Genomic DNA, 21,026 nt, shown 5'->3' with positions numbered 1-21,026 from the left:
GTCACACCGCCTGCGCGTCGAGCGGACTGGTCGGCTCCTGGGGGATCGTGCTGTACAGCCCGTAGGCGAGGGCGACCGCCTGTGAACGGTTGCGGACCCGCATCTTACGCAGGATGTGCAGCACGTGGGATCGAACGGTCGCGGTGCTGATGCACAGCTGACCGGCGATTCCCTCGTTGGAGTGGCCGAACGCCAACAACTTGAGCACTTCCCACTCCCGTTCGGTCAGGCTGCATCCGGTGTTGGTGCGCTCCGGGGCGCACAGCAGCGTCCCGACCATCGAATGCATGTCGGTGACCAGCTTCGGAGGGGCGAACGGGTGGCCCACCCGGACGGAGAACAACGCGGCGATGATCTCCTCCTCCGTCGATTCGGAGGACAGCGCACCCCTGGCGCCGCAGCGCAGCGCGAATCCCGCCGCCTGCCGCTCCTCCGAGGAGGCGATCACGATCAATCCCCCCGACTCGTTCCAGCCCGGCACCCGTGCGGTGAAGCGTTCGATGTCGAGATCGGCCCGGTCGGCACTGACCACGCCGATCCTGGGACGCAGCCGCTCGGCCTTGGCCAGGAAGTCCTCGTGCGCGTCCGGATACTCGACACGCTCGATACCGACGGTGGCCCGGATCGTCTCGTTGAGTCTGATCGCCGGGATTTCGCCCTGTCTGTCGATGAGTACGATCACGTTCTCATCCTCTCTGCGTGAATTCGTTCGGGTTCTCCATCCGATTCACGGTGTCCCTGCTCGAGCCGGTGGCTCTCGGAGAGAAAGAGCATGGTCGGTTCCTCGCTGAGTTCGTACCCCCCGGATGCGGCGACGAGGAACTGCGTGCTCCGCGCGTTCGGCGCGTGCGGGTAGCGATGGGTGATGTAGTTGAGCAGGGTGAGGTACGGAACGGTCAGGGCCATGTCCCGCTTGGCCTCGCTCTCACCGCTGAATCGCAGGATTTCCGCGACGATGTCGAACAGCGTCTTCTCCAGGCGGCGATGCGGATGCCACACGATGTGGTGTGGTTTGCGCTCCTCGATGTGGCCGATCTCCGACCAGGAGGTGACCTCGCCCGAGGGCAGGGTGTCCCGGTAGAGCAGGTGGTAGTCGTGAATTCCGGGGTTCGGTGCGAAGAACCGCCAGTCGGGGAAGAGCAGGTTGAACTGGTCGAGCCGACGGATCCGGTCCTCACGCCGGAACGGATCCTGACACAGGATCGTACCGACGAACCAGGAACCGAAAGCCCCGTACAGTACGGTGCGCAGCAGTGTTCGCCCTGTCATCACGGCTCACTTCTCTCGGCGGTGGGTGCGGTTCGTTCCGGTGCTTCGTCGCCGGCCCCCACACGGCTGGCCCGCGCCACCAGCTCGATCGCCCGTACGACCCGTTCCGCGTGCTCGGGCGAGCTCACCAGCGTGTAGTGGTCGGCGTCGTCCACGACCGTGTGACTGGATTCCCCGGAGAGCTCGGCGAGTTCGCGCTGCAGCTGGCCGTGCACGGGATCGTTGCTGATCTGCTTGCCCGCGGTCACCACCGACAGCGCGCATCCGCCGGGCAGCGACAGCCCACTCGTCTCGTGCTGTATCGAGTCCCGCCAGGCGTGCAGCTCGCGCAGCGCCGCCCGCCACGCTCCCGGGGTGCTCATCCGCTCGCGGACCGCGGCGGCCGCCGCCGGGGGGAGCTCGTCCAGCGGACTGTCCATCCTGCCGTGCCGCAGCAGGCCGAGTCGTGCCTTGGCCCACCACGTGTACATGGTCTGTTCGAGCCACGGCAGCCCGCGCTGCTGTCGGGGGGAGCGTTCGAGTTCTTCCGGGTGTGTCGCGTCGACCAGCACCACACCGGCCGTTCGTTGCGGGTTGCGGTGGGCGAAGTGTCGCACGAGCAGGCCGCCGAAGGAATGCCCGACCAGGATGTACGGCCCCGGCGCCCCGGACAGTTCAATGGCGGTTTCGAGTTCGGCGACCATCCGGTCGGCCGTGCGCGGGTGGGGAGTGGGTTCGCTGAAGCCGTTGCCGGGGCGGTCGTATCGCAGTGTCCCGGTGTGCTCGGCGATGCGCGGCGCGATCCACTCCCACTCCTGGCTGGGGCAGGTCATACCGTTCTCGAACACCACGGTCGGACCGTGTTCCCGTTCGCCCTCGCGGTGCAGGTGGAGGAGATGCCCGTTCACCTCGACGAGTTCGCCGGGAGGGTGGGACCACTCGCGGTCCCTGCGCTGCATCAACTCCTGGTAGCAGCTCCCCCCGACGAGGCCGATTCCGGCGAGCAGCCCGATTCCGCCCGCCCACAATGCGGATGATTTGCCCATTCAAGCGCCTTTCGAACTCATGAGTCGCGGCGTTCCCGGTTCTTCGGTCGACGAATCGCTCGCCTGTTGCTCGTCGTCGGTGATCTCGGTCCTGACCAGCGTCCGGTAGAGTTCGTCGGTGGCCAGGAGCTCCTCGTGGGTGCCTCGCGCGCGGATGCTGCCCCGCTCGACCACCAGGATCCTGTCCGCCTCGATCACAGTGGACATTCGATGGGCGATCGCCACGACGGCACGGGTCTCGGCCACGCCGTGAATGGTGTCGCGCAGGGCGCTCTCGGAGTTGGAGTCCAGCTGCGCCGTGGCCTCGTCCAGCAGCAGCAGGTCCGGGTTCGTGAGCAGCATCCGCGCGATCGCCACGCGCTGTCGTTGGCCACCGGAGAGCTTGCTGCCGTGCTGGCCCACCTCGGTGCTCATGCCGTCCGGCAGCTCGGCGATCACGTCTCCCAGGTCGGCCAGCCGAACCGCCTCGTCCAGTTCCTCCCGAGTCGCGTCCGGATTGGCGTAGCGGATGTTCTCCTCGACGGTTCCGGAGAGGATCGCGGGATCCTGCTGCACGTATCCGACCCGGCCGCGCAGTCCGGTCAGCTCCAGCTCGCCGACGTCGGTTCCGTCCAGGGTGACGGTTCCCGAATCGGGGCGGTCGAATCTCGTCAGCAGCGTGAGGATCGTGGATTTCCCGGATCCGGAGGGGCCGACGAGGGCGGTGAGGCCGCTGCGCGGTATCTCGAAGGTCAGCCCGTGCAGCACTTCCGGCCCGCTCTCGTAACCGAAGCGCACGTCCTCGAACCTCGCCAGCGTGCCCGCTGTACCGGTGCGGGGAGCGCTCGGGTCGGTGTCGCCGGTGTCGGTGTCGCCGGTGTCGATGTCGCCGGTGTCGGGCCGGCTGTTCGAGGTGTTCGTCCCGGAGCTCTCGGCCTCCGAGCCATCTTCGGAATTCCCGGCCGAGGAGTCGCGCTCCTGCCGGATCCGCAGCACCTCGTCCAACCGCGTGATCGCGGCCAGCCCCTGCTGCAACTGCCCCAGTGCCGTCGAGACCGCCACCAGCGGCGTGATCAGGTAGAACAGGTAGAGCACGAAACTGGTGAACTCGGCCACGCTCATGCCGCCGGTCGCGACCCGGCTCATCCCCACCGCGAACACCACGGCGAAGGAGACTTGCAGCCCCACGCTGACCGTGGGGGCCAGCATGGCGTTCAGCTTGGTCACGCCGAGGCCGGTGCGGTACGCCTCGTCCATTCTGGTTCCCAGGCGTCGCTGCTCGCGTTCCTCGGCGCGGGATACCTTGATCGTCGTTATCGCGGACAGCGCACGGTTCAGATCGGCTCCCAGCGCTCCCACTCGGCTGCGGTTGAGCTGCGCCGCGCCGCGCAGCTTCCGGGCGAGCAGCAGGGTGACAACTGCCGCGACCGACAGGCAGAGCAACGTCAGGCCGAGCAGCAGCGGGTCCAGCACCACCATGATGAGGATGCCGCCGACCACCATCAGCGCGCTGACCACCATGGTCGCCAGGCTCTGCGTGAGGGCCGCCTTCAGCAGCGAGGTGTCGGTGACGACCCGCGCGTGCAGGTCCCCGCTCGGTCGTTCCTCGTGCTCTCGCCTGGTTGCTCGCAGCAGTTTCCCGGTCAGGGTGAAGCGGACGTCCCGCACCACCGATTCCCCGGCGCGCCCGACGAGATAGCTCTGCAGCCCCCCGATGAACGCGTCCAGGCAGAACAGTCCGACCAGCAGCGCGATCGGTGACCACAGCCCACCGCCGCGTTCGACGGTGTCGACCAGCCAACCGATCCCCATCGGTTGCGCCAGCGAGGCGAGGGCGGCGACGACACCGAGCGCGATCGCCACGGAGAGGATGCCCCGGTAGGGACGAGTCAGGTCCCGCACCCGCAGGGAGGTTCCGCTTTCCTCGGCCGACAACGAGATCACCTCTTGGAACCGGTCAGGCGGGCGACGAGTCGTGATTTCGACCGGCCACGGATCGGCCCCAGGTTCCTGGAGGTGTAGGCCACCGCCGGGTAGGTACCCAGGAACGCCCAGAGGAAACGGTTCAGCCCCATGAACACCGCGTTGCCGCCGTGAAAGCTCAGTCCCGATGCGAGGATCCCGCGCGCCACCGGCTTCGGTGCGATCAGCACCAGCGGGAAGCCGGTCTCACCCGTGATGGTCACCCAGGCCAGCAGGCGGGCCGCCCAGGGCTTGCTCTTGAGCAGTTCGTAGACCCGGCTGTGGCCGTACATGTGGGTGCGGAAGATGTCGCGCACGGCGGTTCCGTTGCGCCAGACCGGCGAGACCAGTTTGGAGATACCCGCGACACCGTAGGACAGGCAGGACTGCAGTGCGATGAAGTGCAGGCAGGCCTGCTGGGCGCGCTCGTCGGAACGGGCCAGTCTGCTCGCTAGCAGCGAGGTGTAGGTGATCATCGATATGTGCTCCGAACCGTCCGATCCGTACGGGGTCCGGAGGTGCAGTGCGTAGTTCGAAGCGGTCAGCACCGCCGTCGCGGTCGTCTTGGCCGCTGCCGGTGCGCGCGGTACGAGCAGCACGACCGAGCCGGCGGCGCGTGCGGCGAAGACCACGTTGATCCCCGGGGACTTCATCAGCGGGGTGAGCAGATCACCGACCCGTCCCGCGAGAGCCTTGTGCCGGGTTCGTGCCACGTCCCAGCTCAGCAGGTCGTCGTCGGCGAAGCTCTTGCCCGCGGCCAGGTATTCCAGGGACGAGATCAGGGTTCCGAACGCGGTCAGCTGCTCGACGTTGTCCAGTGTCGCCTCGAGCCCCTCCGTGTCGACGGCGTCCTCGTGTCCGCGTTCGCGTGCCAATGTCGGTCCTTCGGGTCGTTTCACTACCGGCGTTGTGTCGTTCTGGTGCTGTCCGGGGGGCGTGTTGCTCGGTGTGCCGTGCTGTTCCGGGGAGGGGAGAGACGGGGTACCCTCGCGGGTACCCCGAAAGGCGACTCAGCCCAGCAGAGCGGTACGCCGTTGCAGCAGCTCCCCGCTGGACATGCCGGTCGGGTCCTGACCGGTGGAGGCGGCGTAGGACCCCGAGCCGCTCTCCACCGCGTCGGACGCGACACCGGCCGCGAAGCTCACGACAGCAGCGGCGGTGATGGCGGCCGCCGTGAGCACGGGCGCGGTGGATCCGGTGGTGTCCAACGTTCTGACCGCGCCGGCGTGCGCCTCGGGCACCTGGACGTTCGCGACTGACTCGATACGGTTCATAGTCACTCCCATTTTGTTGGGAATCGGATAATTGCGCGAGTCAAGTTAGCGAAGCGGGAAGATACTGTCGTCCACCAAAATGCCGATATATGAGCTCTCGTGTCCACCGTGAAGCCCGATGGTGCCCGGTTTCGTTCACATTCTGATCGTCGGGTGTCGCTTTTCGGGGTAGTCGACGACTCATCTCTCGCAAGGAAGACAAAACCGCACTGTCAAGCGCTTACAAAGCATAGTGTCGTAAGTCACATTTAAAATTTTAACCCGGTTTCCGAGCGGCGATACCCTTCGTGTTTGAATGCTTTCGCAGAGTATTGGAAACGGATTTTGTTTCACGGTTTCGGATACGGCGTCCACGAAGTGTGATCGCTGTTTACCGTTAGTTGTTTCGTGGTTTCAAGCTCGGGCCGATTCGTGTTTTATGGAAAGGGTCGTTGGTCGCCGGTAGAGCTCGGCGATCCGGAAGTCGTGAACGTGTCGACGAATCGAGGAAGCGGGATGAGTGCACACCCGACCGAGGTACTGGTGGAAGGATCCGGGGGGACCGGCGTGGTGCGTCGGACGCTGTTCCCCTCCGGGCTGCGTGTGGTGACCGAGGAGGTGTCGGAGGTTCGTGCGGCCGGCGTGGGCGTTTGGGTCGGAGTCGGCTCCAGGGACGAGAGCGCCGGTGTCAACGGTGCGACCCACTTCCTCGAACACCTGCTGTTCAAGGGGACCGAGCGCCGCGGGGCGCTGGACATCGCCAGGGCGATGGACGCGGTCGGCGGGCAGTCCAACGCGGTCACCATGAAGGAGCAGACCTGCTACTTCGCCCAGGTGCACGACGCCGACGCGCCGACCGCGCTGGAGTTGCTCGGCGACATGGTCACTTCGTCCACGCTCGGAGAGCAGTCCTTCGAGAACGAACGTCAGGTGATCCACAGTGAACTGGCCCGGCGTGCCGACAACCCGGCGCAGTCGGTCAGTGACACCTTCGAGCGCGCCCTGTGGGGCGACTCGCCGCTCGGCAGGCCGGTGCTCGGCTCCGCCGAGTCCATCGCCGCGCTGTCCAGGGAGGACGTCTCGGAGTTCTACCGGGCACGTTACGTGCCGTCGAACACGGTGGTCTCGGTGGCGGGCAACGTCGATCACGAGCTGATCGCCTCACGGGTGGCCGAGACCTTCGGCGGTTGGTGCGAGAGGCCCGCCGAGCCCGTTGCCGGGCGCACCCGTGCTGCCGTGTACCCGGAACAACCCGGTGTGCTGGTGCGGCAGCGGGAATCACAGCAGGCGAGTGTCGTCCTCGGATGTTCGAGCCTGACCAACACCGATGAACGACGATTCGCGCTCGGTGTGCTCAGCTGCGCGCTCGGCGGCGGGCTCTCCTCCCGGCTGTTCCAGCGGGTTCGGGAACAGCGCGGTTTGTGCTACACCGTGTCGACCTCCGGCGCGCACTACGCGGACACCGGCCTGTTCGGCGCGTTCGCGGCGACCGCGCCGGAGCACGTCGACGAGCTGATAGCGGTGCTGGCCGAGAACTTCGACGAGGTGGCCGCCCACGGCATAACCGACGAGGAACTCGCCGTGGGCAAGGCGCAGCTCAAGGCGGTCCTCGTGCTCGGCAGCGACACGGCCAACGCCAGGATGACCAAGATCGGCCGCGGGCTGCTCGACGGTGACGTCATCGACATCGACCGGGCGCTGGCGCTGGTGGACGCCGTCGACCAGGACAGCGTCCGCGAGGTCGCCGCCGACGTGCTGAATCGGCCGCGTGCGCTGGCGGTGCACGGACCGTTCGAGTCCGATCGCACCTTCCGGCTGCCGGGCCGGGAGCCGGCCGGCTCGAACTGATCGAAGTTCTCCGGTCGGGCCTGTCGGCTCGCGCGCTCGGCGGAACCTCCCGCCGGCTCGCGCTCCGGGCGGCCCGACCTCGGGTAGCGACGATCCGGCACCGCGCTGCGGTGTCTCCGTCGCGAACGGTTGCTTGAACCGCATTCAAGTACTAGCCTTCCGTTCAAGTGAACGGAGACGTGACTGTGGACCAGAGCTCATCGCACGAGATGCCCCCGGCCGAAGCGCTCGGGCGGGCGGGACGTATGAGCGAGCTCGCCCGCGACGGCTCCCGCTGGTTCGGTTACATGCTGATCCTGCTCGGGCTCGTCACGACCGGTTTCTTCGTCGGCCAGGCGCTGACCGAGGGCTGGCTCGCCGCCGCGTTCGCGTGGTTGTACGCGGCCTGCGTGGCGGGGCTGTTCTGGTACGTGAACCGGCAGCGGGTGGTGAGCAGGCCGACCGCGCTCATCACCCGCCGGGTCACTTTCGCCTACGTGTCGCTGGTGATCCTCACCAGCGTCGTCAACAGCACCTTGTGGGACGACGGGTCGCTGTGGCCGTGCCTGGTGGCGCTGCTGCCCGCGCTGCCCTGCTGGTCGGCGGCATGGTGGGTGCTACGTCGATGAGCGAATCGGGGAGTCATCCGCGCCACGCACTGGACCAGCTGATCCACACCCCGGTGCGGCTGTCCATCGTGTCCGCGCTGGCCGAGGCCGAGCAGGTGGAGTTCCGCTTCCTGCGGGACAGCATCGAAGTCAGCGACTCGCTGCTGGCCAAACACCTCGCCACGCTCGAAGAGGCGGAGTACATCACGGCCGTCAAGGGACACGTGCTGCGCAGACCGCGTACGTGGTACTCGCTCACCGCGACCGGCAGGCGAGCCTTCGACGACTACCTGGCCGCCCTGCGCCGAATTGTCGACCACCATGCCGAGGAGGAGAGGTCTTGACGACCGAGCAGGTGTCCGAGGAAGACCCGCCGCACACGGCGACGACTTCGATATCCGTGCACGGCCTGACCAAGTACTACGGTTCCGTGCTCGCCGTCGACGGACTGGACCTGGAGGTCCGTTCCGGCGAACTGTTCGGGGTGCTCGGCCCCAACGGGGCGGGCAAGAGCACGATGCTGGAGATCCTCGTGGGGCTGCGCGAGCGCAGCTCGGGAACCGTCGAAGTGCTCGGTTCGGACCCGTCGAACGATCGTGAACGGCTCCGGCGGCTGGTGGCGGTGCAGCCGCAGCAGGCCGAACTGTTCCCGAACCTCACCGTCCGCGAGACGCTGCGACTCTGGGCCTCGTTCCACGAGAACCCGGAGGAACCGGAGGCGGTGATCGAGCGCGTCGGGCTCACCGCCTCGGCGGACCACCGGGTGCACAAGCTCTCCGGCGGTCAGGAAAGACGACTGCTGGTCGCCACGGCCCTGATAAGCAGGCCCGAACTGATCGTGCTCGACGAACCCTCGACCGGACTCGACCCGAACGCGCGGGCCGATCTCTGGGACGTGCTGCTCGCCTACCGCGATCGTGGCGGGACCGCGCTGCTGTCCACGCATTCCATGGAGGAAGCCGAATCCCTCTGCGACCGCGTGGCCGTCGTCGACAGTGGAAAGGTCGTCGCCTGCGGCGCCCCGGCCGAGCTCGTCACCCGGCACGCCCCGCACGACGTCGTCAGCTTCCGACGCGCGGGATCCCCCGACATCGAGGCGGTTCGCGCGATCCCCGGAGTCGAGGAGACCGAGCTGCACGGTAACCGGGTGCTCGTGCACACCTCCCGCGCCGAGGAGGTCACCAACGAGCTGATGTCGATGACTCCCGCACCGCAGAACCTGGTCCGGCGCACGGGCGGTCTGGACAGCGTGTTCCGTGTGCTGACGGGACGAACCCTGGACGACGAGAAGGACGGTTGATCCCCGATGACCGGCAACAGTTTCCGCACGCTGGCGTTGGCCAACGCCCGAGAACTGGTCAGAGACCGCAAGACCGCGTTCGCCGCGATCGTGATGCCGCTGTTCTTCCTGGTGCTGTTCCTCGCAGTGGGCCACTTCGTCAACCGCTCCAGCGAGTCCGACGCGATCAGGATGCTCCTGCCGACGGCACTGTTCTTCATGCTCGGCTCGATGGCCTTCTTCGGAACCGTTTCGCCCACAGTGGACCTGCGGCAGCGCAGAACCCTGCGGTTGCTCAGCACCACACCACTGCGCAAGATCACCTTCCTGCTCTCGCTGGTCCCGGTGCGCGCACTCGTGGCGCTGGGCTACGTCGTACTGGTCGTCGCGTTCGCCACCGCCTTCGACTACGTCACGCTCGCCGGGATACCCGTGCTGCTCGTGTCGGCGGTGTCCGGTGTGGCGTTCTTCCTCTCGCTCGGATTCGTGCTCGCGGCGGTGCTGCCCAGCGCCGAGGCCGCCAACAACACGCTGAGCCTGGTGCTGATCCTGATGGCCTTCCTCGGAGGCGCCATCCTTCCGCTGCGTTCCATGCCGCAGGGAGTGCGGGACGTGCTCGGTTGGTTGCCGCCGGCACGGCTGGTCGACACCTTCCGGCACACGATCGCCGGTTTCCCCGCGCAGTTCCCCGCCTGGTCGAGCTGGTTGCTCATGCTCGGTTTCGCCGCGGTGCTCACCGCGCTCGCCACCCGAGTGTTCAGCTGGGACACCGACAACCGCTGACCGCGTCCGAACCGGTTTCCTCCGGGAATGACAACCGAGCCGCCCGGCGGGTCGTTACGGTGTGAACGTGTCCGGCAAGCAGTCCAGCGCTCCCCGTACGGCCGATCGTGACGCCCCGTCGGCGGCTCCGGCGGAACTGCCCGCCGTGCACGAGGCATGGCTGCCCAGGGAACACCCGCTGCACCGCCCTCGGCACGGTGCCAAGCAGTACATCGCGCTGGCCTGCGCCCTGCTGTTCTTCGCCGCGCCGGTGCTGTCCTGGACCCTCGGTAATCGGGCGGAGCGGCTCGAGAACCGCGAACTCGCCTCCTTCCCCAGCGTCACCGGAGGGTGGGGGTTCTTCACCGGGCTGAACGACTGGGCGAGCGATCGCCTGGCGTTCCGCTCCCAGGCGGTCGCCGCTGTCGAAGGCATCAGCGAGGGAGTGTTCGGCGAACCCGCCCCACGCGGTTCCGACCCCGGGGGAGCCCCGGTCGGGGGTGGTGGCGGGGAGCAACGACGTTCCACCGAGCCGGACCCCGAGCTCTTCCCCGACGTGGTCCGAGGCAAGAACGGCTGGCTCTTCCTGGGCCACGACGTGTCGTACAAGTGTCTGCCCGACATGGAACTGGACCGCGTCGTCGCCGGGCTGCGTCGCTGGCGTTCGGTGGTGGAGGCCTCCGGCCGCGAGTTCCGACTGGTCATCGCCCCCGACAAGTCCACCGTGTACTCCGAGCACATGCCCGACGAGTACGTGGGGCGTGACTGCATGCGAAAGCTGCGCTCGGAGTTCTGGCGACGGGTGCCCGAGGCCACCGGGGCGATCGACATGCGCCCCACGCTGCGCGAGCTGGACCGGCGCCGCGACGAACCGGTCTTCACCAAACTCGACACCCACTGGCGACATACCGGAGGGCTGGCGATGGTTCGCCGGTTGGCGGAGTCGCTGCGGCCAGGTGTGACCGACACCTGGAAGGTGGAGCCGGGCAGGACCTACCAGCACCGCGCGGACATCCCCGCGCTGGTGGGCGAGAACCGGGAATGGACCGTGCGGTCCTACTCCCTGGCTCCGGACGGCGGGGCCGACAACACGCGGTTCGTCGGCAGCGACTTCCACGAGCCGCTGCACCTGGAGTCGAGCGCACGGCCGGGGATGATCCGCGAACCCACGAGGATGATCGCGGACTCGTTCACCCAGTTCGCCAGCCCCTACCTGGCAGCGTCCTTCGCCGACCTCACCATCGCGCACCCGAACAACGTGCTCACCGACCCCGAGCGAACGGGGCGCATGCTCGCCGAGGGCGAGGTGGTCACCTTCGAACTGTCGGAGCGGTTCCTGGCCGGCGGGAGGTACGCGATGCTCGCCCCGGACATGGCCGAGCAGGTCGGCCAGATCCTCAAACGCAACCCGGTTTAGAAGTCACAGCAGAACTCGGGTGGGTGGTCGGGTAGCCGGCACGTGAGTCGGCGCCTTGCGGCGTTGGGCCGGCTCTTGAGTAGCGACCTACGCGGCGAGCGGCCCGGCCTTGCAATGCATCCGACTCACGCACCGGGGACCCATGCGCTGCGATCCGCATGGTGACCATCCCGACGAGCGGTGCCGAGTATCGGGTTCCTCTCGGGGGATGGGCGCTCGTGAGGGTGAGGGTGGCGGAACCTCTCGCACGGCTCTCGCTCCGGGAGGCCCGACATCGGGTAGTTACTACACAACGTCGGGCCTTCCTCGCGAGAGCCGCACGGGAGAACCCGCAGCGGTGCTAGCTGCGAGGGTGGCTGGAGTTCGGCCCTCGTCGGCGCTGATGGCGCGGTGATTTCGCGCGAAATGTACGTCGGGCGGGGCGGTGACCGAGCACGCGAGATCGACCGCACGATGTCGAACAACCGTCCGAGTTCCGTCCCGAGTTCTCGCTCACACCGCGGCGGCGTTTCCCCTGGTCAACCGGTTCACGATTCCGGGGTCTGGTGCCGCGGGTGCACCACGGCGATGGGGCACACCGAGGTGTGCAGCAGAGTGTGACTGACCGAACCGAGAGCCAGGCCGTGGAAGCCACCCAGGCCGCGTGACCCGACCACGAGGAGATCCGCCCAGTCGGAAGCCCTGGCGAGGGCGCGGGTCGGCTCGTCCCGGACCACCTCCTCCTCGAGCTGAACGTCCGGGTATTTCCGGCTCAGCGGTGCCAGTTGCTCCTCGAGGATGTTTTGGTGTGCTTCAGCGGCCTCTTCCACCCCGGAGTCGCTGGGCATCGCGCGTTGACGGGAATGCGGCACGCTCCACGCGTGCAGTGCCCGCACTCGGGAACCACGCAGTGCCGCTTCCGCCAGTGCGTACTCCGCAGCCGCCGCGGCGCCCGGCGAACCATCGGCACCCACCACGATCCGACGTTGCTCGGGGACGATGTGGTTGACCACGATCACCGGGCAGGCCGCGTGCGCGACGACCTGCAGACTCACCGACCCCAGCAACAGGTTGCCCACCCCGCCCTCGCCTCTGGCACCGAGCACTAACTCGTGTGCCCGCTCGGACTCGTTCCGAAGGACCTCTGCCGGTAGCCCCCAGGGCAGGTCCCATGCCACCGCCATGTCCGGATATATCTCCTGGACCGTTGCCACGGCTTCCCCCACGAGTTCCGCCCCCCGCTCTTGAGCCGAGTCCCAGAACCCGGATGGATACAGCGGTATGTCCCGGGGAAAGCGGTACAACACGTGGACGATTCGGAGTGGACGGTGCCGCAGCGCCGCTTCGTGGGCAGCCCAGATCAGCGCCCGAAGACTGCGTCCGGAACCATCTACCCCTACAACGATCGGCTCAGTCATGGATCCCCCGACACACGAGCCTTCGGCCGAGTCGGGTCGGATTCTCGGCCGAGGGCCTCCCCTCCACTGACGTGTTCGAGCAGGGTGCGGCCCCGTTCGTGTGGGCGGACGGCGGGTGTGCGAAGCCGTTGTTCCCTCCCCGCGGCACCGTCCCACGAGACCGACCTGCCGCCTCCCCACTCTCCAGCCCGCGCGCCGCGGACGCATCTCCAAGTCGACCGCTCAGCGGAAACCGGAAACCTCTCTCCGGGCTCGATCTCCTGGGATTCCTCCCCGCCACCTCTTTGGTGTGCGCTTCCCCCGAGAAAGCCTCACCGGGTTCCACGGTGCCATGCCTTCACACCGCGGCGGCGGCGTTTCCCCTGGTCAGCCGGTTCACACGCAGGCCCCCGACCACCCGGCACACCAGGTAGATGCCGAACGAGACGGCCGTGACGAACACACTCACCGGTACGCCCGGAGCCAGTGACAGCAGGATCCCCCCGACGGCCGCGACCTCGGCGAAGACCACCGACAGCAGCGTCGCCTTCACCGGGCTGGCCGTCACCCGCATGGCCGCCGCACCGGGGGTGACCATCAGTGCCATCACCAGCAGCGCCCCCACCACGTGCACCCCGAGCGCGGTGGCGATCCCCACCAGCAGCGCGAACACCGGTGTCAGCACTCCGGTCGGCACGCCCCGCGCCGCTGCCACCTCCGAGTCGACGCTGGCGAACAGCAGCGGGCGGTACAGCAGGGCGGTCACCAGCAGCACTATCAGCGAGGCCATCCCGAGCAGCATGTTTTCTTCCGGCCTCACCCCGACGATCTGTCCCACCAGCAGGGTGAACTTGTTCGAGGCGCGTTCGGGATTCATCCACAGCAGCAGCACCCCCAGGCCCAGCCCGAACGAGAGCACCGCTCCGATCACCGAGTCGCGCTCGGTCTCGCGTTGCCCCAGCAGCCCGAGCAGCAGCGCCGCGACCACCGCCCCGGCCAGCGCACCCACCGTCACCCCGACACCGATCAGCAGCGCGGCGGCGGCTCCGGTGAACGCGAGCTCGGCGGTGCCGTGCACCGCGAAGGACATCTTCCGGGTGACCACCAGCGGAGCCAGCACGCCGGAGACCAGTCCCAGCACCGCCGCGGCCAGCAGGGCCTGCTGCACGAAGGGGTAGCCGAGCAGCTCGCCGGTGAGTCCGAAGTCGAATATCCTGCTCAGCGCGTCCAGCAGCCGGTTCATGCCTCGCCCCCCTCGTGCACGTGGTGGTCCTGCTCGTGCTCGGCTCCCGCCACGACGAGGCGCCCGCCGACCCGCGCGACCTCGACCTCGGTTCCGTACAGCTCGGACAGCGTCGTCGAGTTCATCACCTCGTCGGGGGTGCCGATCCGGAATCCGCCGTTGACCAGGTACAGCACCCGGTCCACCAGCGGCAGCACCGGGTTGATCTCGTGGGTCACGAACAGCGCCGCCGAGCCGGTGGTCCTGGTCTGGCGGCCGATCAGTTCACTCACCCGGCGCTGGTGCGAGGGGTCCAGCGAGAGCAGCGGTTCGTCGCACAGCAGCACGTCCGGTTCGGACACGATGGCCTGCGCGATCCGCAGCCGTTGCTGCTCCCCGCCGGAGAGCAGCCCCAGCGGGGTCTTGGCGTAGTCGGTGGCCTCCACGGCGCGCAGCGCCTCGCGCACCCGGCGCGCCCGCGTGGCGCGGTGCCGCAGCCCGATGCCCCAGCGGTGTCCGTCCAGCCCGAGCCCGACCAGGTCGTTGCCGCGCATGGTGAGGCTGTTCTGCAGCGAGCGCTGTTGCGGGATGTAGCCGATCCGGTCGTTGCCCCGGTGCGCGGGTTCGCCCGCGATGCTTACCGAGCCCCCGCTCAGCGGTGCCAGTCCCAGCAGCACGCGCAGCAGGCTGGTCTTGCCCGCACCGTTCGGGCCGAGCACGGCGAGGAACTCGCCGGGGGCCACGTCGAGGTCCAGCCCCCGCCACAGCTCGCGCGAGCCGTAGGACAGCGCCGCGTCGCGCAGTCGTACGGCGGGCGGCCGCTCCTCGCCGAGGGCGGTTTCGGCGGGTCCTGCCTCGTCGGCGGGGTGCTCGACAGGCTCCGTCGAGGGCTGCGGTCGCTGCACTTACTGCCCCCCGGTGTTGTCGTCGAGCGCGGTGTCCAGTGCGGTCACCCGGCCGGACAGCCACTCCGTGTACGTCCGGTCGTCGGGCAGCGTCTCCTGCATCGCCACCACGGGGACGCCGCTGTTGCGGGCGCGCTCGGTGATCCGTTCCGTCAGCGGGGAGGAGGTCTGCGGGTTGTGGATCAGCACGGCCGGCCTGCCCGAACCGACGAGTTCCTGCAGCTCCGCCACGGTGGCCGCCGCCGGATCGTTGCCCGATTCCACCGTGCGCACGAACGAGTCGGGTGTGATGTCGGTCAGTCCCGCGTTCGCCAGCAGGTGATCGGCCACCGGGGCGGTGGTCATCACCTCGGTGTCGTGGTGCTCGTTCCGCAGCTCGGTGATGCTTCGCTCGATCTCGTCGAGCCTGCCGCCGAACTCGGTGGCGTTGCGCTCGAATCTCTCGGCCCGCTCCGGGCGGAGCTCGCCGAGTCGAGTGGCGATGCGGTCGGCGACGTGCCGCGCGGTCTCCGGGTCGTACCAGACGTGTTCGTTGCCGGAGTGCTGGTGCCCGTGCCCGGAGTCGGCATGCCCGTGACCCCGGTCGGACTCGCCGTGCTGGTGCGCGGATTCGGCGCCGGGGGAGCTCGACTCGCTCCCGGAGTGGTCGGAGGATTCGGAGTGGCCGGAGGATTCGGAGTGGTCACTCGAGTCGGCCACGCTCACCGCCTCGATGCCGTCGGTGGTTCCGTCGCCGTCGCTGAGCAGTTGGCTTACGAAGGCGTCGTAGCCACCGCCGTTGTAGACGACGAGGTCGGCCCGGTCGAGCCGGGCGGCGTCGCGCGGGGTGCTCTCGTACGAGTGGGGGTCGGCCGCTGCACTGTCGATGATCGACTCGACCTCGGCCTCGTCACCGGCGACGGCCCTCGCCACGCCCGCCCACATGTCCGTGGAGGCCACCACGGTGGGTTTGCCGCTTTCCGAGGTGCCGCCGGTGCCGCTGCCGCAGGCGCCGAGCAGCAGCGTAGCGGCCGTCAGTCCGGCTAACGCCGTTACGCCGCCCGCGCGATGGCTTCGCCGGGCACTCCCGAGATGGCAACTACGCGGTGTGTTCACGAAGACTCCTGCTTGCCGGATCGTGTCAACCGACTCGACCGCTAATGGAAATCATTGTCAATTGGAGTCTACGCGCCGTCGTGGGAGATCTTCCACCCAGTACCCGTTCGAATGACATGAGCGCGGCCACGCGTGCCCGGTGCTTCCCGGTCCGGGCGGGCACGCGAGTTCGGCCGCGGGCTTCTCAGTCCGCCAACCTGGCTCCCGTGCTCGGGTCGAACAGGTGCAGCTCGTTCGGGTCCCGGGCCGTCACCGAGACCCGTTCGCCCAGCTCGGGCGGCTCGCGACCGTCGATGCGCACCACCAGCCGCGTGTCGGAACCGGCGCTCTCCGGCCGGGCGTGCACCAGCGCGTCGGCGCCCAGCTCCTCCACCAGTTCGACGGTCAGCTCCGTACCCTCCCCACCGGGTGCGCCGAGCTGTAACGACTCCGGGCGCAGGCCCACCGTGACCTCCCCGAGGCCGCGCGCGGCGGCCGCCGAGACCGTCTCGCGGGGCAGCGGCACGGTCTGCCCGTCGAAGCTCGCACCCCCTTCGGTGAGTCGCGCCGCACGCAGGTTCATCGCCGGGGAGCCGATGAACCCGGCGACGAAGGAGTTGGCGGGCCGCTCGTAGAGTTCGCGCGGGGTGTCGACCTGCTGGAGCTTTCCGTCGGCCAGCACGGCGACCCGGTGCCCCATGGTCATCGCCTCGACCTGGTCGTGGGTGACGTAGACCGTCGTGGTGCCGAGTCGGCGCTGCAGTGCGGCGATGTTGGCCCTCGTCTCCACGCGCAGCTTCGCGTCCAGGTTGGAAAGCGGTTCGTCCATCAGGAACACGCTCGGATCCCGCACGATCGCCCGGCCCATGGCGACTCGCTGGCGTTGTCCGCCGGACAGCTCCCGGGGCTTGCGGTCCAGGTACTCGCGCAGGTCGAGCATGTCGGCGGCTTGGGTGACCTTCTCCCGGATGACGTCCTTCTTCGTCTTGCGCAGCCGCAGCGCGAAGCCCATGTTCTCGGCCACCGTCATGTGCGGGTAGAGCGCGTAGGACTGGAAGACCATCGCGATGTCCCGTGACTTGGGGGGAACGTTCGTGACGTCGTTCCCGCCGATGTGGATGGCACCCTCGTCGATGTCCTCCAGTCCGGCGATCATCCGGAGTGCCGTGGATTTGCCCGAGCCGGAAGGGCCGACGAGCACCAGGAACTCGCCGTCACCGATCCGCAGTTCCAGTTCGTCCACCGCGCGAACCGGTTTCGCGCCCGGGAACACACGTGAAGCGCCGTCGTACGCGACCTCGGCCATGTGTGACACACCTTTCACCGAAGGATTGGTCTGGACAAATTATCCTTCGGCGGATCGTGCCGTCACCCCCGAATGTCGGAAAGAATTCGTTTTCCCCGCGCTCGACCGGTTGTTCCGGGGGTGGTTGTTCCAACCGGCAGGAGCGTGCTCGCCTCCCACGTTCTCCCGGGTCCGAAGGGCCGGGAGACGGCGCGGCACCCCCGTCACCAGGGGCGGGAGTGGGTGAGAGGTGCCGCCGAGCGACCCCCCACGACGGGTCTCCGCAGAACTTCGGCAAAATGGTTGTGGGATCTGGGTCATCTAAGCTTCACCCACACTTACTGAACCGTTACGGTTCCCGCATGGTGCGGTCTACGAATTCGAGGCGACCCGCGACACTGGCGTCGCTCGCCGCGGAACTCGGCGTTTCCCGGACTACGGTCTCCAACGCCTACAACCGTCCCGACCAACTTTCCCCGGAACTGCGCAAACGCGTACTCGACACCGCCCGCCGACTCGGTTATCCCGGGCCGGACCCGGTGGCACGCTCGCTGCGCACCCGCAAGGCGGGAGCGGTCGGACTGCTGCTCACCGAGAACCTCTCCTACGCGTTCCGGGACCCGGCCGCCGTCGGTTTCCTCGAAGGACTCGCGTTGGCCTGCGAGGACGCCGATCACGGGCTGCTGCTGATACCCGCGAACCCGGAACACGAGGACGTGGCCTCGGTGCACAGCGCGGGGGTGGACGGTTTCGTGGTGTACTCCGTGCCCGACGACGACCCGCATCTGGCCGCCGTCATGGAACGCCCCGTCCCCACCGTGATCTGCGATCAACCCAGCCTTCCCGAGATCGACCGGGTGGGAATCGACGACGGCGCCGCCATCAAGGACCTGGCCAGGCACCTCATCGAACTCGGCCACCGCAAGATCGGCGTCGTGTGCATGCGGTTGGCCCGGACCCGCAACGACGGGCCGGCCTCCCCCGAGCGGCAGTCCAGGGCCAACTTCCACGTGCAGCGCGCCAGGCTCACCGCGTTGTCCGAGGCGTTCGCCGAGGTCGGGGTGGACTGGGAGCAGGTGCCGGTCATCGAGCGCTTCGACCACACCACGGAGTCGGGTGGTTCGGCCGCAGCCCGACTCATGGAGCTCGACCCGGAGATCACCGCGATCATCTGCACCTCCGACATCCTCGCGCTGGGTGCGCTGACCGAGGTCAGAAGGCAGGGCAGGCGGGTGCCGCAGGACATCACCATCACCGGCTTCGACGGGATCGACGACGCCGAGCGGGTAGAGCTGACCACCGTGCGCCAGCCGGTGCTGGAGAAGGGCAGGGCAGCGGGCAGGTTGCTGCTGGACGCGAGCGAATCGACCGGGAAGCCGCGCGAGGTGCTGCTCGACACTCAACTCCTCACCGGTTCCACCGCGGGCTCGCCCCGTTCGGTGGAGGAGCGCTGGTTCGGGCCCTGACCGGTTCGCGGTGTCCACCGGTCCCGTTACCGGGCCTTCGGCGCGGGGTGGCGGAGTCGCACCGGCTCCCGCCCGCCGGTCGGGTCGGAGGGCTCCGGTCAGCTCCGCCCCGACCCGCTCCGTGCCGAGTCCCCACCCGCCGAACCGGTCACGGCTCCCCGGTCGAGCAGTTTGTAGGCGCGCCGGGAGACCACCAGCAGTTCCTCGGTGGGCAGCTGGGAGTCCGGGAGCTCACCGGCCGCGGTCTCGTAGGCGTCGTGCAGCTCGACCAGCGCGTTTCGCAGGCGTTCCGGATCGGGGCGCGGCAGTTCGGTGAGCTCCTTGACCAGTGCCAGCGAGTTTCGCAGCCTGGCCAGCCAGGCTCCGTGCGGAGCGAGCCAGGCCACCAGGACGGCCACCGCCGCACCGAGCAGGGTGGCCCACAGCCTGCTGCTGGCCAACTGGGTCGGGCTGGCCTGGGTCATCATCCCGCTGACCAGCAGCGCCACCGGGGTGGCGAACAACAGCCCGAGCGCGTAGTTGACGGGCATGGTCGCCTCGACGGCCCACTGAAATCCGGCCAGCAGCAGGATGATCACCCACACCGCCGGATGCAGCGACAGCAGCACCAGTCCGATCAGCACGCCTCCCACCGTTCCCGCGACACGTTGCAGCATCCGCGGTACCGAGCGCGAGGTGCTGGTGGCCTGCAGGACCGATACGGCCGAGACCCCGGCCCAGTAGATGTGTCCGGTGTCGAGCAGGTCGGCCAGTACGCCCGCCAGCAGCGCGGCGATGCCCACCCGCAGCGCGAACGGCACCAACCAGCTGCCGGATCCCCGGCCCGGCCGCACCGCGGCCAGCAGTACTCCCCGGATCGTGCACCACCGGGAGGGCGGTAGCGCCGGTACGGCCGCCGATTCCTCGCGGGCGTAGCCCGGGGCGGCGGGGGATTCCCCCCTGCGGATCCGGGCGGCCGTCTCGCGCAGCGAGCGGATCGTCTCGCTCGCCGCCCGCCCGGAGCTGCCCAGCACCTCGCAGATCTCGGTGGTCTGGATCAGCGCCCGGTGCGCCGCCGTGTCGCGTTGCCGTCCCCCCACCAGCGCCAGGCGTGTCCAGGCCGTCTCCACGGCCACCGCCGACCGGTGCCTGGCAAGCACGTCGGAGCGGTTCGCCAGGTAGGCGGCGGTGGCCTCCAGAGCGGCCGCCACCGCCCTGCGCTGCGGCCGCAACCCGGCGGCTGCGGCCCCGGCGGTGCAGACGAGCCAGGCGAACGCGCCGCTGACGGCGCAGACGGCCAGCTGGGGCGCGACCTCGGCGGGGGTGATGGGCAGGTTCGCGCAGGCGCCGGTGGCGAACGAGAAGATCAGCCCGCCCGGAGCGCCGAGTTTGACGGCCGTGGTGGCGGCGGTGGCCAGCGCTCCGACCACGGCGGTGCCGGTCACCACCAGCAGGCGGTGTTGCCACGGTGCCACGTCGGCCAGCGCGATCGCGTCGCCCAGCCCCACCGCGACCACCATTCCGGCGGCGACCGCCGCCAGCGAGCGGGTCTGGTTGCGGTACGGCTCGCTACGGCAGTAGACGCTGGTCAACGCGCCGAACACCGCTCCGGCGACCAGATCCAGCCGGTCGAGTCCCAGCAGCACCAGCAGCGGTGTCAGTACCGACAGGAACGCGCGCAGCGCAGGCCACGCAAGGGGGACATGCCGGTTGATGTGAATGGTCTCACGCAGATGACGTGTCAGTATTGACGAAGACACGTTCTATCGTAATACACAAGTGTTTTACTAGTGAAGTAATGGTGGTATGAAACGTACGCCGGACATCATCAGCGCCGCACGTGGGCAGTGGAAGGAGATCCAACCCGAGCTGGACACCTCCAGCATGGAGGTCGTCGGGCGGGTGCTCCGCGCGGGCGCGGTACTACGGCAACGACTGGACACCATCCTCGGTGACGAAGGACTCAACCGGGCCGAGTTCGATCTGCTCTCCGCGCTGCGCCGCAGTGGGGAGCCGGTCACCCCGGGGCGGCTGAACAGTCTGATGGTCGCCTCCGGAGCGGCGACCACCAAACGGGTGAAACAGCTGGCCGAGCGCGGTCTCCTCGAACGCATCCGGGACCGGCACGACCGCCGCAGCGCGCGGGTTCGGATCACCGACCACGGTGCGGAGCTCATCGACAGGGCCTTCGCCCGCAATCTCGAAGCCGAGCGCGAGCTGCTGGCCGGGATGAACACCAAACAGCGGGAGGCCGTGGCCGGTGGGCTGGCGGAGCTGTTGCGCTCCCTGGAAGGCTCCCCGGCGCCCGCGCCCCCGGCCCCGTCGCAGCTCGAATGAG

Annotated in this window: 20 protein-coding genes; 8 read left to right on the top strand and 12 right to left on the bottom strand. The window is 68.5% G+C overall.

Annotation, left to right across the window (positions count from 1 at the left end):
* Window position 1: 1 nt before the first annotated feature.
* The 6 genes from BLR41_RS22550 to BLR41_RS15220 all read right to left on the bottom strand — a co-directional run bounded on the left by BLR41_RS22550 (window position 2) and on the right by BLR41_RS15220 (window position 5,509).
* A complete protein-coding gene (locus BLR41_RS22550) occupies window positions 2–682 on the bottom strand; it encodes a response regulator transcription factor (RefSeq protein WP_143013089.1) in 681 nt (226 codons plus the stop codon).
* The gene (locus BLR41_RS15240) at window positions 679–1,269 is read right to left on the bottom strand and encodes a hypothetical protein (RefSeq protein WP_176797999.1); all 591 of its coding nucleotides are present in this window, start codon (window positions 1,267–1,269) and stop codon (window positions 679–681) included. Before BLR41_RS15240 ends, BLR41_RS22550 begins: the two co-directional genes overlap by 4 nt.
* Complete coding sequence (locus BLR41_RS15235) at window positions 1,269–2,294, bottom strand: alpha/beta fold hydrolase (RefSeq protein WP_092629113.1); 1,026 nt, start codon at window positions 2,292–2,294, stop codon at window positions 1,269–1,271. The genes BLR41_RS15240 and BLR41_RS15235 overlap by 1 nt, the downstream gene beginning before the upstream one ends.
* Complete coding sequence (locus tag BLR41_RS15230) at window positions 2,295–4,208, bottom strand: ABC transporter ATP-binding protein (protein ID WP_143013088.1); 1,914 nt, start codon at window positions 4,206–4,208, stop codon at window positions 2,295–2,297.
* 5 nt (window positions 4,209–4,213) lie between these two features.
* Window positions 4,214–5,110 carry a hypothetical protein gene (locus tag BLR41_RS15225; protein WP_092629111.1) on the bottom strand — a complete coding sequence of 299 codons (897 nt, stop codon included), beginning with the start codon at window positions 5,108–5,110 and terminating at the stop codon, window positions 4,214–4,216.
* 135 nt (window positions 5,111–5,245) lie between these two features.
* Window positions 5,246–5,509 (bottom strand): hypothetical protein, encoded by a 264-nt coding sequence (locus BLR41_RS15220; protein WP_092629109.1) that lies wholly within the window; start codon window positions 5,507–5,509, stop codon window positions 5,246–5,248.
* A gap of 495 nt (window positions 5,510–6,004) precedes the next feature.
* On the opposite strand from BLR41_RS15220, the gene BLR41_RS15215 reads away from it, so the two are divergent.
* The 6 genes from BLR41_RS15215 to BLR41_RS15190 all read left to right on the top strand — a co-directional run bounded on the left by BLR41_RS15215 (window position 6,005) and on the right by BLR41_RS15190 (window position 11,381).
* Complete coding sequence (locus BLR41_RS15215; protein WP_092629107.1) at window positions 6,005–7,336, top strand: M16 family metallopeptidase; 1,332 nt, start codon at window positions 6,005–6,007, stop codon at window positions 7,334–7,336.
* A gap of 179 nt (window positions 7,337–7,515) precedes the next feature.
* Window positions 7,516–7,944: a hypothetical protein gene (locus BLR41_RS15210; RefSeq protein WP_143013087.1), complete on the top strand. Its 429-nt coding sequence runs from the start codon at window positions 7,516–7,518 to the stop codon at window positions 7,942–7,944.
* Window positions 7,941–8,267, top strand: a complete 327-nt coding sequence (locus tag BLR41_RS15205; RefSeq protein ID WP_092629104.1) for a winged helix-turn-helix domain-containing protein — start codon at window positions 7,941–7,943, stop codon at window positions 8,265–8,267. The genes BLR41_RS15210 and BLR41_RS15205 overlap by 4 nt, the downstream gene beginning before the upstream one ends.
* Complete coding sequence (locus BLR41_RS15200; protein ID WP_218120157.1) at window positions 8,264–9,223, top strand: ABC transporter ATP-binding protein; 960 nt, start codon at window positions 8,264–8,266, stop codon at window positions 9,221–9,223. Before BLR41_RS15205 ends, BLR41_RS15200 begins: the two co-directional genes overlap by 4 nt.
* A gap of 6 nt (window positions 9,224–9,229) precedes the next feature.
* On the top strand, window positions 9,230–9,985 hold the full coding sequence (locus BLR41_RS15195; protein ID WP_092629103.1) for an ABC transporter permease: 756 nt from the start codon (window positions 9,230–9,232) through the stop codon (window positions 9,983–9,985).
* A gap of 67 nt (window positions 9,986–10,052) precedes the next feature.
* Window positions 10,053–11,381 (top strand): alginate O-acetyltransferase AlgX-related protein, encoded by a 1,329-nt coding sequence (locus BLR41_RS15190; protein ID WP_245694269.1) that lies wholly within the window; start codon window positions 10,053–10,055, stop codon window positions 11,379–11,381.
* 527 nt (window positions 11,382–11,908) lie between these two features.
* Here BLR41_RS15190 and BLR41_RS15185 read toward each other — a convergent pair.
* The 5 genes from BLR41_RS15185 to BLR41_RS15165 all read right to left on the bottom strand — a co-directional run bounded on the left by BLR41_RS15185 (window position 11,909) and on the right by BLR41_RS15165 (window position 17,264).
* Window positions 11,909–12,778: a universal stress protein gene (locus BLR41_RS15185; protein ID WP_176797998.1), complete on the bottom strand. Its 870-nt coding sequence runs from the start codon at window positions 12,776–12,778 to the stop codon at window positions 11,909–11,911.
* Between the two features lie 337 nt (window positions 12,779–13,115).
* Window positions 13,116–14,000: a metal ABC transporter permease gene (locus BLR41_RS15180; RefSeq protein ID WP_092629100.1), complete on the bottom strand. Its 885-nt coding sequence runs from the start codon at window positions 13,998–14,000 to the stop codon at window positions 13,116–13,118.
* Window positions 13,997–14,884 carry a metal ABC transporter ATP-binding protein gene (locus BLR41_RS15175; RefSeq protein WP_092629099.1) on the bottom strand — a complete coding sequence of 296 codons (888 nt, stop codon included), beginning with the start codon at window positions 14,882–14,884 and terminating at the stop codon, window positions 13,997–13,999. The genes BLR41_RS15180 and BLR41_RS15175 overlap by 4 nt, the downstream gene beginning before the upstream one ends.
* A complete protein-coding gene (locus BLR41_RS15170; RefSeq protein WP_092629098.1) occupies window positions 14,885–15,979 on the bottom strand; it encodes a metal ABC transporter solute-binding protein, Zn/Mn family in 1,095 nt (364 codons plus the stop codon). It abuts the gene before it with no gap.
* Between the two features lie 184 nt (window positions 15,980–16,163).
* Complete coding sequence (locus BLR41_RS15165; protein ID WP_092629096.1) at window positions 16,164–17,264, bottom strand: ABC transporter ATP-binding protein; 1,101 nt, start codon at window positions 17,262–17,264, stop codon at window positions 16,164–16,166.
* A gap of 341 nt (window positions 17,265–17,605) precedes the next feature.
* Here BLR41_RS15165 and BLR41_RS15160 point away from each other — a divergent pair, with 341 nt between their 5' ends.
* Window positions 17,606–18,709, top strand: coding sequence for a LacI family DNA-binding transcriptional regulator (locus tag BLR41_RS15160; RefSeq protein WP_092629093.1), 1,104 nt, complete (start codon window positions 17,606–17,608; stop codon window positions 18,707–18,709).
* Between the two features lie 98 nt (window positions 18,710–18,807).
* Here the strand turns inward: BLR41_RS15160 and BLR41_RS15155 are convergent, their stop codons facing one another.
* Entirely contained in the window at window positions 18,808–20,448 is a 1,641-nt protein-coding gene (locus tag BLR41_RS15155) for an FUSC family protein (protein WP_245694267.1), read from the bottom strand.
* A 46-nt stretch (window positions 20,449–20,494) separates the two neighbouring features.
* Here BLR41_RS15155 and BLR41_RS15150 point away from each other — a divergent pair, with 46 nt between their 5' ends.
* Complete coding sequence (locus BLR41_RS15150) at window positions 20,495–21,025, top strand: MarR family winged helix-turn-helix transcriptional regulator (RefSeq protein ID WP_092629091.1); 531 nt, start codon at window positions 20,495–20,497, stop codon at window positions 21,023–21,025.
* Window position 21,026: the final 1 nt, after the last annotated feature.

The sequence above is a fragment of the Actinopolyspora mzabensis genome, assembly GCF_900101095.1.
GTDB lineage: Bacteria > Actinomycetota > Actinomycetes > Mycobacteriales > Pseudonocardiaceae > Actinopolyspora > Actinopolyspora mzabensis.
This window is presented reverse-complemented; position numbering and strand designations above follow the sequence as displayed.

Coding starts and splice junctions, on each gene's coding strand:
- BLR41_RS15160 (WP_092629093.1), top strand. CDS start 17,606: ATGGTGCGGTCTACGAATTCGAGGCGACCCGCGACACTGGCGTCGCTC.
- BLR41_RS15180 (WP_092629100.1), bottom strand. CDS start 14,000: ATGAACCGGCTGCTGGACGCGCTGAGCAGGATATTCGACTTCGGACTC.
- BLR41_RS15195 (WP_092629103.1), top strand. CDS start 9,230: ATGACCGGCAACAGTTTCCGCACGCTGGCGTTGGCCAACGCCCGAGAA.
- BLR41_RS15240 (WP_176797999.1), bottom strand. CDS start 1,269: ATGACAGGGCGAACACTGCTGCGCACCGTACTGTACGGGGCTTTCGGT.
- BLR41_RS15215 (WP_092629107.1), top strand. CDS start 6,005: ATGAGTGCACACCCGACCGAGGTACTGGTGGAAGGATCCGGGGGGACC.
- BLR41_RS15165 (WP_092629096.1), bottom strand. CDS start 17,264: ATGGCCGAGGTCGCGTACGACGGCGCTTCACGTGTGTTCCCGGGCGCG.
- BLR41_RS15220 (WP_092629109.1), bottom strand. CDS start 5,509: ATGAACCGTATCGAGTCAGTCGCGAACGTCCAGGTGCCCGAGGCGCAC.
- BLR41_RS15150 (WP_092629091.1), top strand. CDS start 20,495: ATGAAACGTACGCCGGACATCATCAGCGCCGCACGTGGGCAGTGGAAG.
- BLR41_RS15185 (WP_176797998.1), bottom strand. CDS start 12,778: ATGACTGAGCCGATCGTTGTAGGGGTAGATGGTTCCGGACGCAGTCTT.
- BLR41_RS15205 (WP_092629104.1), top strand. CDS start 7,941: ATGAGCGAATCGGGGAGTCATCCGCGCCACGCACTGGACCAGCTGATC.
- BLR41_RS15235 (WP_092629113.1), bottom strand. CDS start 2,294: ATGGGCAAATCATCCGCATTGTGGGCGGGCGGAATCGGGCTGCTCGCC.